Below are 13,606 nucleotides of genomic sequence, written 5' to 3' on the forward strand. Positions count from 1 at the left end.
CAGAGATGTGTATAAGAGACAGGGCGGTAAGCGGCGAGACCCTGTACGAGGAGTACGTCACCGAGGACACCACCTGCGCGAACTGCGCGGTCAAGTGCGGCAAGCACGTCTCGGTCGAATCCGAGGGGATCACCGAGGGGAAGATCCCGGAGTTCGAGTCGCTGTTCGGGACGGCGACGCTCCAGGAGGTCTACGACCCCGAGCGCGTCATCAAGGCCAACGACCTCTGTGACCGCCTCGGCATGGACACGATCTCGTGGGGCGTCACGGTCGCGTTCGCCCGGGAGTGTTACGAGAAGGGCCTGCTCGACGACGACGACTCGCCCCACCTCGAGTTCGGGGACGCCGACGGGCTGGTCGAACTCGCCCGACAGACGGCCGAGCGCGAGGACTTCGGAGACGACCTCGCCGAGGGCTCGTTCCGGCTGGCCGAGTCCCTCGACGACGAGGCCGACCGCTACCTCTACGGCGCCAAGGGTCTCGAGTTCGCGGCCCACTCCGCGCGCGGCCTGAAGGGGATGAGCATCGGCTACGCGACGGCGACGCGCGGGGGCTCCCACCACGACACCCGACCAACCCTCCAGTACGACGGCAACCACGATGAGACGACCGAGGGAACCCCCGAGTTCGCCGCCCGAACCCAGCACTTCACCGCGCTGGGCGACTCGCTGACCCAGTGTCGGTTCGTCAGCGAAGCGGGCTGGGGCGCTCAAATTAACGAGCGCTACGCGGAGGCGATAACCCTCGCGACCGGCTGGGACCTCTCGACGGAGGACGTCGAGGCGATCGGCGAGCGCATCTACAATCTCGAACGCCTGATTAACGTCGCCCGCGGGGTCGCCGACCGCGGGACGGACACGCTCCCCCACCGGACGATGCACGAGCCGATCCCCGACGGCCCCTCGGAAGGGATGTACTGTCCGCCCGAGGAACTCGAGGGGATGCTCGACGAGTACTACGAGTTCCGCGGCTGGAACGACAACGGGCACCCGACGACCGACACCGTCGAGCGCCTCGATCTGTCCGACGTCGCCGAGCGCGTCGCCGACTGATGGAGCTCGAGCTCCGGTATTTCGCGATGATTCGCGAGGCCGTCGGCGAGCGGACGACGACTCGTGAGTTCGACTCGGGAACGACCGTTCGGGACGTCCTCGCCACGCTCGAGAACGACTATCCCGACCTCGAGGGGACGCTGCTCGCCGACGACGGGACGATCGCTCGGAGCGTCACGGTGTTGCGAAACGGGACCAACGTGACCCACCTCGAACGCGGCGCGACCGAGCTGGCCGACGGCGACACGCTCTCGATCACGCCGCCCGTGACCGGTGGGTGAACGGTGCCGAGCTTCGGTGAGCGACCGCCGTCGTCATCTATAATGGTGAACCTTCTTGAACACGCTTTGCGTTGGCACAACACATGTCCGAGCTCACGCGCGGAACGCGTACCGTGGTCTCGCCGGGAAAGACGCTGTTCGGCACCGACGCCAGCGAGCGAATCGGCGAGTACGCCGATCGGTACGGGGAGACGGCGCTCGTGGTCGCCTCCGAGATGATCTACGACATCCACGGCGAGCGAATCGTCGAGAACCTCGAGGCGAGCGGCGTCGAGACGGCGCTGTACACCGGCGTCAGACCCGATCCGACGGTCGAGAACGTAGAGAACGCCTTCGAGGTCTGGGAGGACCGAGACTGCGACGTCATCGTCACGCTCGGAGGTGGCTCCTCGATCGACGTCGGCAAATCGGTCGGCATCCTCGCGGCCAACGACGGCGACCTCCGGGAGTTCGGCGTCGACAAGGCGGGCTACGAGGGGGTCCCGAACCCGGCGCCCCCGATTCTCGCGGTCAACACGACGGCGGGAACCGGCAGCGAGACGACCCGCACGGCCGTGCTGACCGACGAGTCCACCGCTACGAAGTTCATCATCGTCTCCGAGAACATCGTTCCCGACGTCGCCATCGAGGACCCCGAGCTGACCCGGTCGCTCCCGAAGAGCCACACCGCGTTCACCGGAATCGACGCCTTCGCCCACGCCATCGAGGCGTTCACCTCGGTCGAGAGCTACCCCATTACGGACGAGTACGCCCGTAGCGCGATGGAGCGCATCGTCGACTCGCTGCCGGCCGCCTGGGCCAACGGCGACGATATCGAGGCCCGCTCGGAGATGATGATCGGCCAGTTCCACGCCGGCAAGGCCTTCGGCAACTCCTCGGTCGCGCTCATCCACGGGATGGCCCGTCCCCTCGGCGCACAGCTACATATCCCACACGGGCTGGCGAACGGACTCATCCTCCCCTACGTCGTCGAGTTCAATCAGCTGGCCGCACCCGGAAAGTACGCCGAGGTCGCCCGGATGCTCGGGGTCGCCGACGAGACCGACGCCGATCGCGTGGCCGCCCGACGGGCCAGCGACGGCGTCGAACAGCTCTGTGAGGATATCTCGCTCACCGGCTACCTCGACGAGTTCGGCGAGGTTCCAGACCGCGAGGCCTACCTCGAGGTCGTCCCGAGGATGACCCAGGACGCCTTCGACTCGGGCTCGCCGGACAACAATCCCCGAAAGCCGACTCGGGACGAACTCGAGGCGCTCTTCGAACGGGTGTACGACGACGCGCTCGCGCCCGACAGCCGGCGCCGGTCCTGAGCCGCTCGGTAACTGCTCGGGGAACTGCCCGCAACGCGGTCTCGACGCGTCGACGAGTTGTTGGCACTCGATTCGGCGTGGGAGCCCACTCCTTGACATCCTTCCCGCCCTGAAGGGCGAGGATTCCCAAGCGTTGGGATATTACGGTTTGCAGACTCGCTGTTCTCTCGTCTGAAACGACCCGCTCTCGCGGTCGAACAGGAAGACTCCGGGCTGTGCCAACCAACCGTTACTCATATCCCCCGTTGGGGGACTCTGAGTTATCTTTCGTCGGATATTCACCGCACCGTTCACGTCCGCGTTCATCGGTGTCCCGCACGATGAACAGACGTACAATCCGCGCTCCACGCGGTTCGCATCTCGAATCTGCCCGCAACACGAACACGTCTTCGAGGTGTTCTCTTCGTCCACTCGGTCAACGAGGATACCATGTTCCTCGGCTTTGTATTCGAGGAGACGGGCGAATCGGTCGAACTCCCAGCCGTGGAGCTTCTTGTTCCCAGACTGACCCCAGTTCCGCGAGTCACCGTTCTCATCCTCACGGATGTCGCTGAGGTCGCCAACCGCAATCTTCCCCACACCTTCTTCGACACACCGCTCAACGATGTGCTTGCTGAGGGTGTGGAGGAAATGGTCTTTGCGTCGGGAGAGTTTTCGCCGAGCCTTCAATGCACGCTTCGACGGGCCGTTTTCGCCTTCAGTTTGGTACTCGTCGCGGGTGAAGTAGTGCTTGTCCTCTTTCAGCGTGTTCCCCGGATACAACTCCGAAGGGCCGTCTTCGTAGTCGATGGCGAGGTAGTTGCTGATACCGAGGTCGATACCCGCCGTTTTGTCGCCGGGTGCGTCCTCAGCGGGAATTTCCTTCTTGCAGACGAGGTGCAGTTCCCAGCGGTCGCCGTTCCAGACGGCACGCACTTGCTGGATGTTCTCGACTTCTACGTCAGGCCGGGTTTCGTACTCCGCGAGGATGAAGTCAGACCGACTCTCTTTCAGGTTGAACCCTTTCGAGAGGCGGAGTTGGCCGTGTTTGTCGTCGTGCTTGATGGCTCGTCTCTTCCATGTGACGGTGGAGCGCGGGTGTCGGTCGCCACGTTTTCGGTAGCCCGGTGGGTTGTTGCCGTCGTCGGAGTTGTACCAGCCGTTGAACGCCTCAGCAAGCTCTTCGAGAACTCGCTGACTTGACTGAGAATGCAGGTCACTGTAGCGTTCGTGGTCTTTCAACTCCGATTTCAGTTCTGATTCGTTGGGTATCTCACCGTCTTCGTCCCACCGACCTTGGATGTAGTAGCGTCCGACGTTCCACAGTTTGGATGCGGAGAACCCGCACTGGTCGAGGTCGTCACGAACCTGACTGTGGTTCGTGATGCGTGCGACGTAGGTGCGGGTCGTCTCCAGCATCGGACTGTATTCATAACCAGTTATGGAATAGAGTATACTGAAATCTGTGTTTAACGTGGAATATCCAACCGGACCGTTATCGGAGGGTAGCGTCTTCCCGTGACGGCGCATATCCCCGCGCTAAAACGCGAGGTTTTGCGCCTGTTCATCCCATAACCGAACCGACGACCGAACACCCATCGTGTGCAACGTTCACAATTATTGTGGCGGATGTTGGGACTGACGTGTATGGTAATGGACCCGCGAGACGACGAGAACGTCGAAGAATCGAGCGCGTTCCCCTGTCCAGTCTGCGAGGAGACCTTCGACTCCCAGCAGAAACTGGCGGAACACGGCGAGAACGAGCACGAAGATACTGATATCGGTTCGAAACAGCCCTGACCGGACGCTGGCGTACGCACGACGCGAATTCGGCGGGTACAATTAAGTAGTACGACGTTGATAAGTATAGGTAACGGAGAGTTGACTGTGTCTCTCACTGACAACCCGCGCCCGCCGCTTCCGTCGTGGATCACGGACGCCTACGAGGTGCTGTCGACCCGGATCGTCGACTCGAGCACCGGCCACGACGGGGTTCCGGCGATCGATCGCGAGCGGGCAGTGACAATTCTCACTGGCGTCGAGGAGCTCGCGCTCGAGCGGGTCGACGCCGAGCACGCGATCACGCGACTGCTCGAGCGGGGCTACCTCTACGAGGTCGACGGCGAGCTGCGCGTGACTAGTCGCTCCGACTGACCGTCGACGTCGCGACCCGCGTTCGCCCCCGTCCGCAAGGTGTGGGGCTCCAACAGTACCCAGCGATACGGCTCAGGGCCGTTCGTCCTCGCCTCGGAGCCGATCCCGGCGCTTTTCGAACTCCTCGTCGGAGAGCTCCCCGCGAGCGTACGCAACTCGCAGCGCCTCGAGTGCGGGATCCGAACGACGGCTCGAGGAGTCGACGAGAACCCCATACAGCGGTAGCCGACGCCGAGGATCACCGCCAGCGGGAACAGCCACAACAGGACTGCGAGCCACCCGATCCCTGCGGCTCCGTTCCATGTCCACACGTGGCCGCCGCCCCTCAGTCCCGTCATCGGAACGGCCAGCAGCATCAGCAAAACCGACAGCAAGAACAGGACGGCGAGAGCGAGCAGCAGGGTTCGAACGACCGTTTCGTCGGCAGCCGTACGGGGACGTTCGACGGCGATCACCAACGTATCGAACGGGTGCTTTCGCGGCCAGTCAGGCTCGACCGCCCAGCCGACTCGTCACCCGTCGAAGCGACTGGGTCACCGCTCCGGGGTGGGGAAGCCCGAGGCGATACCGGATTCGGTCATGGTGCTTGAACGGCTCGAGCACCGCGGGTTCCTCGAGCTCCCAGATCCGTGCGGTTTCGCGAACGCCGTGGCGCCGGCAGATCGCGTTCGCGGCCCGGCGCCCGGCCTCGTTGGCCGACTCCATCGACGCGAGGTCGCTGTTGGTCCGGACGTAGTCGCTCGCGATCGTCAGGTTCGGAACGCCGACGTCCGCGGGCGGCCGGTTTCGCAACGCGCCGACCGTGTTGATCAGCAGCGGCGAGCGGTTCTCGACGCCCTCGACGGTCTCGTCACGGGTCTCCGACGCACCGCCCACCTCGACGAGTGCGGGATCGAGGAACCAGTCGACCAGCAGACCGTCCGTGAGCCGCGTCTCGGGGCCGTCGAGGTGTCGCTTGAGCTGCTCCCAGATCTCCGTCGCGATCTCCTCGCGGGAACACCGTCGCGCGGGCTTGTCGTAGACGATTCCGGGTGTGTCCCAGTCGGAGGCGATCACCGAGAGGACGCCTGCGACCTCCTCGGGGCCGCGCTCGTCGAGGTCGCACCCCGTCCAGAACTGCCGCTGGGAGATCGACGTCAGCGCCCAGGGGGCGTCGGCGTACACCTGGTGGCCGCGGGTCAGCTCGACGTCCTCGCGAAGGTAGAACTGGATCCCGTTCATCCAGGCCGTCTCGAGGCGGTCGATCCGTCGGAGCTCGGGCGCGACTCGAGCCAGCTCCGGCGTGACGAACTCCGGGGCGACCTCGACGGGAACCGCGAGGACGTACTCGTCACTTCGGACTTGGTTTCCGTCGGCCAGCTCGAGGCCCGCGACCTGCCCCCCGTCGACCTCGAACCGGCGGACCGGCGTCGCCGGGCGGAACTCGACGCCGAGCTCCTCGAGGTACGCGACCCAGGGATCGATCCAGGCCTCGTTGGTCGGCCCGTTCAGGATCCGTTCGGTCGGCCTGCTCGGATCGAGCTGCCCGAACAGCAGCTGCATGTAGATCGTTCCGATCGTCCGGGCGCTACCGACCTCCGGCCGGAGCGCGACCAGCGACTGGGTGGCGAAGGCGAGCCGATCCTGAAACTCCTGCGAGCGGTTCTCGGCGTCGATGAACTCCCACCAGGAGACGTCGTCGAGCTCCTCCTCGCGGCGCTCCTCGCAGGCGGTCAGCAGGTACGCCAGCCGCTNCCAGCCGCTCGAGCAGGAACCGAACGTCCTCGGGCGGCAGGTCCTCGGCGAACGCCGGCCGGAGCGCCTCGAGCCACTCGCGGAGCGACTCCGGACTTCCAGTTTCGGCGACCTGGTCCGGACGGTGGGTGCTGGCGATCAGCGTCGCCTCGGTCTCGACGAGGTTGTCGGCGACGGTAGCCGTCCCGTCCGGAATCCGCTCCATCGTGTCGACGACGTGGCGGTAAAACGCCGGAAAGAAGCGAAACCCGTGCTCGCCGTGCAGTCCGCCGGGGTCGCCGTCGATCGGCATCGAACGGGCCTTCCCGCCGAACCGGTCGTTGGCCTCGTAGACGGTAACGTCGAACCCGCGCTCGGCGAGTTCCTGTGCCGCGGTGAGCCCGCCGATCCCGCCGCCGACTACGGAAACCTCGGTCATTACAGCGGCTAGGTCGACGACGTACCTAACGGGTGGGCCTAACAGTGGTGTTCCGGGAGTCGATCGAACGTATCAGCTCCCGAGGAAACGCCTATTTGTCCCTCCGTGGTGCGAGATCCTCGCATGATTCGGTCGTTCAAATCACCGGCAGCGTACGTACAGGGCCGCGACGCCCTCGACCAGCTCGGCGACCGCCTCGCGCCCAGCGGGGAGTCGGCGCTGGTGCTCGCCGACGCCGACGTCCTCGAGATCGTCGGCGATCGGGCCGAGGCGAGCCTCGAGGACGCCGACGTCGAACCGATTCTCGAGGAGTTCGGGGGCGAGTCCTCGGAGGCCGAGATCGACCGCCTCACCGAGATCGCTCGCGAGGCCGACGCTGACGCGATCGTCGGCGCCGGCGGCGGGAAGGCCCTCGACACGGCGAAGGCCGTCCGGGAGAACACGGGCGGCGCGATGGTCTCGGTGCCGACGATCGCCTCGACGGACGCGCCGACGTCGGCGCTCTCGGTGATCTACTCGGACGAGGGCGAGTTCGAGCGCTACTGGTTCTACGTGGACCACCCCGATCTGGTGCTGGTCGACACGGCGGTGGTCGCGGGCGCGCCCGTTCGCTTCTTCAGATCGGGAATCGCGGACGCGATGGCGACCTGGTTCGAGGCCGACGCCGTTCGCCGGGCCGACGGCGAGAACTTCTTCGACGAGGAACCGACCCACGCCGCCCACTCGCTCTCGCGGCTCTGTTACGATCTGCTGCGAGAACACGGTCGCTCGGCGGTGCAAGCTATCGAGCGGGGGATCGTCACCGAGAGCGTCGAGGCGGTGACCGAGGCGAACACCCTTCTGAGCGGCCTGGGGTTCGAAAACGGCGGGATCGCGGCCGCCCACTCGGTCCACAACGGACTCACCCAGCTCGAGGCCACCCACCATGCGACCCACGGCGAGAAGGTCAATTTCGGGATCGTCACCCAGCTCGTCCTCGAGGGGCGGGACGACGCGTTCGTCGACGACGTGGTCGACTTTTCGATCGAACTCGGGCTCCCCGTCACGCTCGGCGAGCTCGGGGTCGACGATCCCACCGAGGACGACCTCGAGCGGGTCGCGCAGGCGGCGGTCGCCGAGGGGGAGACGATCCACAACGCCTTCGACGCGAGCGCAGCGGAGGTTCGGGACGCGCTGCTGGCGGCCGACGACCTGGGCGCACGACGGCGCGCGGGTGACTGAGCCATCCGCTGAGAACGAACGGCTTTTACTCGGATTGGCCGAACCCACGCCATGGAGCGCCTGCTCGCCTCGCTCGACGACGCACCGATCATCGACAAGGACGGCTACGAGTATCTCGTGCACCCGATCAGCAACGGCGTCCCCCAGCTCGAACCCGCCCTGCTGCGGGAGGTCGTCGTCGAGGTCATGCGGACCGCCGACCTCGAGGTCGACAAGATCGTCGCCCCCGAGGCGATGGGAATCCACCTCGCGACCGCGGTGTCCCTCCAGACCGACATCCCGCTCGTGGTGATCCGCAAGCGCCCCTACGGGCTCGAGGGGGAGGTGTCGCTTCACCAGGAGACGGGGTACTCGGAGTCGGAGATGTACATCAACGACGTCGACGAGGGCGATCGCGTGGTGGTTCTCGACGACATGCTCTCGACTGGCGGCACCCTGGCCGCGATCTGTGAATCCCTCGACGATCTCGGCGCCGAGATCGTCGACGTCGTCGTCGTCATGCGGAAGGTCGGCGACTCCGCGCTCGACGACACCCCCTACGAGGCGACGAGCCTCCTCGACATCACCGTCGAGGACGGCGAGGTGATCGTCCACGACGTGCCGGACTCCGTCGATGCCGACACGATCTCCGACTCTGCACAGGATAGTGGATAGATGGGGCAGTAGCTGGCAGGAGACGGTCGCGATTTCGAAATCGCTTCTGTGACGGTTCGCAACCCGGCAGCCATAGCTGTCGACACCGGAACGAGGAGACGGACCTCGAGGACGAACTCGACGACAAGCCGCCGTTGCCGAAGGCGGTGCTGCTGGCGATCTAGTCCCTCAGGAAGACAGTGCCTCGACCTCGAGTGGCTCCGCCGTCCGCCAGTAGTGGTCGTAGGTGTCCTCGGCCCACGCCCGGACGGCCGGATCGTCGGAGTCGATCGACGCCCGGAGGACGCCGTTCTCGTCGCGAAGGAGCAGGTAGACGACGTCGTCGACGATCATCGCCGCGATCGGGACCCCCTCATCTCGAACTCTGAGTTCCGCCCGGTCGGACTCGACGAGCGACCGCAGTCGGTTCCGAAGCGCCGACTCCTCGGCGAGCGCCTCGATCGCGCGTCGGGAGAAGACGCCCCTGAACCGCTGGTTGCCCGCGGCCGTTCGCTCCTGAACGACCGTCAGCGTCTGCTCGTTGAACGCGTGGGAGAACGTTCGGACCTCCTCGCCCTCGCGCAGTAGCTCGAGCAGGCGCGACAGCGGCGCGTTCGGCCGCATCTGTGAGGGCCGGGTGATCGTCGCGTCCGCCAGCCGTTGCAGGTCCACGTCCATCGCGTGGGTCGGAAGGTAGTCGATTACCCCCCGAAGTTTCATCTCGGCCTCGAGAATCTCCCGGAGGTCGGTAAACCCCTCGGCGACGAGTCGCCCCGTCGCCGTCGCCACGTAGGCGTCGCCGTCGCGTCGAATCCACGATCGGTCCTCGAAGTCGCCCAGAATGCGTCCGAGCGTCGCCTGCGAGGCACCCGTCGCCTCGCCCAGTTCGCCTCGAGTCCTCCGTCCGTCGGCGAGCAGTCCGAGGACTTCGACGCGGTTCGCCGACAGCGCGAGAAACTCGATCTCCTCGAGCGTCGATTCCATACGGTCGCTGCGTCCTCCGAGTGTAAGTCGGTTTCGCACTGTGAAAGAGTTTCATACTGTGAAACCTCCGCGCGGGATCTCTGCCTTTCCCGATATGAAATATTTTACGAACGAGCCTATACGTGCTGCGTTCGTACTCGAGAGCAAGATGGAAGCTCTCGAACCTACACTCTCTGCGCTCGATACCGCGGAGGTGTCCAGTCGGTGATCGCCAAGCGAACGATCGTCCTGTTCGCGCTCGCGAGCCTCTTCTTCGGGGGTACGTTCGTCGCCGCGAAGGCCGGTCTCGAGTACTTCCCGCCGCTGCTGTTCGTGGCGCTGCGCTTCGACATCGCGGCCCTCATCATGGTCGCGTACGCAGTCGTCCGGTTCTCGCGGGAGGACCTTACCCCGACGACCGCAGGCGACGTCATCGGGATCCTCGCGACCGGTGGGCTGGTCATCGGGCTGGCGAACTCGCTACTGTTCGTCGGCCAGCAGTATGCCACCAGCGCCGTCGGCGCGATCGTCTTCAGCCTCAACCCGATCCTGACGCCCGTGTTCGCGGCCGTGCTCCTCTCGAGCGAGCGCCTCTCCGGTCGCGGTGCGATCGGGATGGGGCTCGGCCTCGTCGGCGTCGCGCTCGTCGTCAGCCCCGATCCCGCGATGCTGGTCGGCGGCGACGCGCTCGGGCGCGCGATCCTGTTCGCCGGGGCGGCCAGCGCCGCCCTCGGCGCCGTGCTCATCCGACGGGTCGACGCGACCCTCTCGAGTTCGGTCCGGATCGCCTGGGGACTACCCCTCGCCGCGGCGCTCTCCCACGCGCTGTCACTTGCCGCCGGCGAGTCGGCGGCGTCGATCACCTGGAGCACCGGTGCGATCGCCGCGCTGGCGTACGTCAGCGTCTTCGCCGGCGTTCTCGCCTACCTCGCGTACTTCGCGCTGCTCGACGAGACGGGCGCGATCGAGGCGAACCTGGTGTTCTACGTCGTCCCCGTCGTCTCGACGCTGGGCGGGTGGGCGATTCTGGGCGAACAGATCGCCCCGCTCGCGGTCGTCGGATTCCTGACGATCTTCGCGGGCTTTGCGGTGCTGGGCAGCGAGTCGGTCGACGTTCGCTCGCGGCTGTTCGCTCGGCTCCCGCTCGAGCGGTCGCGGTCGAACGCCGCCGACTCGTCCGATCGGACGTCGGTGCCGAACGACTCCTGGCTCTCCCGCTCCGACTGAGCCGGCGTGCTTGAGAACGCTGGCCGGTTTCCTAATCACTCGCTCCTCGTAGAGGCGGGTAGTTCCGGTTCGGGACTGCGTTCCCCTTCGTCTCGAGCCGATCGTCGAGCCTATGTCACTCTCGAACTACGACCTCCACGAACGACTCGACCGCCTCTCGAACGTCTCCGCCGAGCAGGATGTCCTGGTCTCGCTCGCGGTTCCGCCCGGCGACTCCATCGGCGAGGCCCGCCAGCCCGTCGAGACCGACTACGCCGAGGCGACCCAGCTCGACGAGCAGTCGTCCCCGAAGCCGCCCGTCGACGCCCTCGAGGCGGTTCGCGATCGGCTGGACGAGTACGACGAGATTCCCGACAACGGCCTACTCGTCTACGCCGGCGCCCCCGACGGCAACCTGTTGACGGCGACGTTCGACGACCCCCCCGTCGAGATCGAGGAGTCGATCTATGCACACGCCACCGAGTTCGACCTCTCGCCGCTCGAGTCCGTCACCGAACCCTCGGCGACGTACGGGCTGCTCGTCGTCGAGCGCGGCGGGGCGGCGCTGGGCCGACTCGACGACGAGGGCGTCGAGGAGATCGACGTCTTCGACAGCGACGTCCCCGACAAGTCGGGCGCCGGCGGACAGTCGGCCGAGCGCTTCGAGCGCGATCGCGAAGGCCAGGAACGCAAGTTCTTCGGCGACGTCGCCGAGCGGGCGACCGTCACCTTCGTCGAGGACGACGAAATCGACGGCCTGTTGCTGGGCGGCACCACGGGAACGATCGAACGCTTTCGCGAGGAGGCCGAGCTCGACGACCGCCTCGAGGAGCTGATCGCCGGCGAGTTCACCGTCGAGTACGCCACCACGCAGGGTCTCGAACAGCTCGCCGAGAGGGGCCAGGAGGCGATCGACGAGCGCGACCGCGAGGAAGTCAGCGAGGCGCTCGATCGCTTTTTCGACGACGTCGGCTCCGGCCAGGTCGCGTACGGCAACGCGGACGTCGACGACGCCCTCGAGTACGAGGCCGTCGACACGCTATTGCTCTCGACGACTCTCGAGGGAGCGGCGATCCAGAAGTTAGGCGAGCGAGCCGAGGAGCAAGGCGGCGAGGCGCTGGTCGTGCCCGACGACTTCCCGAACGGCGATCGGTTCGCCGACGCCTTCGACGGGATCGGGGCGATTCTTCGGTTCCCGATCGAGTAACCGGCCCGAGAACGCTCGAGACCCCTTCTCGAGCGACGTGGTCGGATCTCTCGGGACGACGGAGAAGAGAAATCCTCATAGGAGCGGATCGCGATGTGAGGACCAACGTCAATGAGTCCCGTCACTACCGGTGGCACCGCAGCGAGTATCGCCTCGAACATCGTCGCGTTCGACGCCACGTACGGCGTCACGGTCGTCGCGACCGCCATGCTGGCGCTGTTCATGGTCATGATGGTGTTTCTCGCCGTCGCGCCGATCGTCTCCTCGAAGTGGAGCGAACAGCTCGGAACCGACGTCGCCGTCGAGACGGCCGACGTCCTCCCGGAGGACGAGACGGCCGACGCCTCCTCGGAAGACGAGGCTGCCGCCGCCTCGCCGGAAGCCGAGACAGCCGTCTCCTCGTCCGAGGCAGCCGCTGCTGGCGGCGCAGGTGCCGCCGTCGGCGACGCAGACGACGTCGAGGAGGGAACGTTCACGAGCGAGGACCTCGGCAAGCTCGTCGAGCGGGCCGACGGCAAGGTGATCGGCACCGTCGCGTCGGTCGGCGGCGAGCAGGCCCGCGTCGAACCTAGCCCCGACGCGCTCGACCAGATCCTGATCCGCCTCGACCGGATGGAGGTCGGCGAGGCCTTCGTCCTCGAGGCCGAGGACGTCCGGGAGATCAGCAGTACGCGGGTCCTCCTCGAGCGGGAGTTCGTTCGGCCGACGGGCGAACCGACGCCCGAAACCGAGACCGAGGCGGACGACGTCTCCGCCGCGACGGAGTAACTCCCTTCTATCGGTGACGTCCCGGGCCCGATCCGAGACCCAACCGTGTTCGACTTCCTCGAGACTGACTTCTGCAGGCACCACGCTCTTTTTCGGCTGCCGTGAGGTCGACCTATGTGCGACACGTTCACGGACGACGATATCGGTGCGCGAGTCGAGACGGCCGGCGGCGAGACGGTCGGCGTCGTCGCCGCGGTCGACGGCGCCGTCGTCCGGGTCTGTCCCCCGCCCGCGACTGACGGTCCGGAGTCGGCAGCGCCCGCCATGGCGACCGGCCCCGACGAGACGCGCCCGCTCGAGCCAGCCGCCGTGGCCGAGCGAAAGGGAGACCGGCTCGTTCTCGAGCCCGGTCGATCGCTCGAGTTCGACGTCGAAGATCAGGATCGCATGTCGGCCGAAGACGAGGCCGCCGCGCTCGAGGCGACCGAGCCGACCGATCGCGGCGCCGAAGCGGGTCCCGACGCCCTGACGGACCGAGAGCCGGAGGCCGAACTCGATCCGTCGGATCCGGGCCGCAGCCCCGAAGTCGAGATGTCGATCGACGAGGACCCGGATCGAACGAACGGAACGAACGGTTCGAACGATGACCGTCGCGACGAGGGCGACTCGGAGGACCGCTGAGTGCGATCGGACGTCCGGCTCGTTTCCTCGAGCGACAGGCGGGTGGATCTCCTATACGA

14 protein-coding genes and 1 pseudogene are annotated in these 13,606 nt (G+C 66.3%); 11 read left to right on the forward strand and 4 right to left on the reverse strand.

Going from position 1 to position 13,606, the window contains the following annotated elements; translation table 11 throughout:
• The 3 genes from C491_RS11735 to C491_RS11745 all read left to right on the forward strand — a co-directional run.
• Positions 1 to 1,052 (forward strand): aldehyde ferredoxin oxidoreductase C-terminal domain-containing protein (locus C491_RS11735; protein WP_005556462.1); only part of this gene is annotated, 1,052 nt, incomplete at its 5' end.
• Complete coding sequence (locus C491_RS11740) at positions 1,052 to 1,333, forward strand: ubiquitin-like small modifier protein 1 (RefSeq protein WP_005556464.1); 282 nt, start codon at positions 1,052 to 1,054, stop codon at positions 1,331 to 1,333. The genes C491_RS11735 and C491_RS11740, both read left to right, overlap by 1 nt.
• A gap of 83 nt (positions 1,334 to 1,416) precedes the next feature.
• Positions 1,417 to 2,643: an iron-containing alcohol dehydrogenase gene (locus tag C491_RS11745; RefSeq protein ID WP_005556466.1), complete on the forward strand. Its 1,227-nt coding sequence runs from the start codon at positions 1,417 to 1,419 to the stop codon at positions 2,641 to 2,643.
• A 141-nt stretch (positions 2,644 to 2,784) separates the two neighbouring features.
• Here C491_RS11745 and C491_RS11750 read toward each other — a convergent pair whose 3' ends face one another.
• Positions 2,785 to 4,041 (reverse strand): RNA-guided endonuclease InsQ/TnpB family protein, encoded by a 1,257-nt coding sequence (locus C491_RS11750; protein WP_005556468.1) that lies wholly within the window; start codon positions 4,039 to 4,041, stop codon positions 2,785 to 2,787.
• A 234-nt stretch (positions 4,042 to 4,275) separates the two neighbouring features.
• Between C491_RS11750 and C491_RS22460 the strand changes: the two genes are divergently transcribed.
• The gene (locus tag C491_RS22460) at positions 4,276 to 4,422 is read left to right on the forward strand and encodes a hypothetical protein (protein ID WP_005556470.1); all 147 of its coding nucleotides are present in this window, start codon (positions 4,276 to 4,278) and stop codon (positions 4,420 to 4,422) included.
• Positions 4,423 to 4,509: 87 nt separating this feature from the next.
• On the forward strand, positions 4,510 to 4,776 hold the full coding sequence (locus tag C491_RS11755; RefSeq protein WP_005556472.1) for a hypothetical protein: 267 nt from the start codon (positions 4,510 to 4,512) through the stop codon (positions 4,774 to 4,776).
• A gap of 72 nt (positions 4,777 to 4,848) precedes the next feature.
• Here the strand turns inward: C491_RS11755 and C491_RS24115 are convergent, their stop codons facing one another.
• A complete protein-coding gene (locus C491_RS24115; protein WP_338042744.1) occupies positions 4,849 to 5,079 on the reverse strand; it encodes an SHOCT domain-containing protein in 231 nt (76 codons plus the stop codon).
• Positions 5,080 to 5,262: 183 nt separating this feature from the next.
• Positions 5,263 to 6,928: pseudogene (locus C491_RS11765) on the reverse strand (hydroxysqualene dehydroxylase).
• Between the two features lie 123 nt (positions 6,929 to 7,051).
• Between C491_RS11765 and C491_RS11770 the strand changes: the two are divergent.
• Positions 7,052 to 8,149, forward strand: a complete 1,098-nt coding sequence (locus tag C491_RS11770) for a glycerol dehydrogenase (RefSeq protein ID WP_005556476.1) — start codon at positions 7,052 to 7,054, stop codon at positions 8,147 to 8,149.
• 51 nt (positions 8,150 to 8,200) lie between these two features.
• Positions 8,201 to 8,803 (forward strand): hypoxanthine/guanine phosphoribosyltransferase, encoded by a 603-nt coding sequence (gene hpt, locus C491_RS11775; RefSeq protein ID WP_005556478.1) that lies wholly within the window; start codon positions 8,201 to 8,203, stop codon positions 8,801 to 8,803.
• Between the two features lie 168 nt (positions 8,804 to 8,971).
• Here the strand turns inward: hpt and C491_RS11780 are convergent, their stop codons facing one another.
• Positions 8,972 to 9,766, reverse strand: coding sequence for a helix-turn-helix transcriptional regulator (locus C491_RS11780; protein ID WP_005556480.1), 795 nt, complete (start codon positions 9,764 to 9,766; stop codon positions 8,972 to 8,974).
• A 204-nt stretch (positions 9,767 to 9,970) separates the two neighbouring features.
• On the opposite strand from C491_RS11780, the gene C491_RS11785 reads away from it, so the two are divergent.
• From C491_RS11785 to C491_RS11800, 4 genes are all read left to right on the forward strand, one after another.
• Positions 9,971 to 10,972, forward strand: coding sequence for a DMT family transporter (locus C491_RS11785; protein ID WP_005556483.1), 1,002 nt, complete (start codon positions 9,971 to 9,973; stop codon positions 10,970 to 10,972).
• 112 nt (positions 10,973 to 11,084) lie between these two features.
• Positions 11,085 to 12,158, forward strand: a complete 1,074-nt coding sequence (locus C491_RS11790; RefSeq protein ID WP_005556485.1) for a Vms1/Ankzf1 family peptidyl-tRNA hydrolase — start codon at positions 11,085 to 11,087, stop codon at positions 12,156 to 12,158.
• Between the two features lie 111 nt (positions 12,159 to 12,269).
• Positions 12,270 to 12,926: a hypothetical protein gene (locus C491_RS11795; protein ID WP_005556487.1), complete on the forward strand. Its 657-nt coding sequence runs from the start codon at positions 12,270 to 12,272 to the stop codon at positions 12,924 to 12,926.
• A 114-nt stretch (positions 12,927 to 13,040) separates the two neighbouring features.
• Positions 13,041 to 13,547 (forward strand): hypothetical protein, encoded by a 507-nt coding sequence (locus C491_RS11800; RefSeq protein WP_005556488.1) that lies wholly within the window; start codon positions 13,041 to 13,043, stop codon positions 13,545 to 13,547.
• Positions 13,548 to 13,606 lie beyond the last annotated feature (59 nt).

Source organism: Natronococcus amylolyticus DSM 10524 (assembly GCF_000337675.1).
GTDB lineage: Archaea > Halobacteriota > Halobacteria > Halobacteriales > Natrialbaceae > Natronococcus > Natronococcus amylolyticus.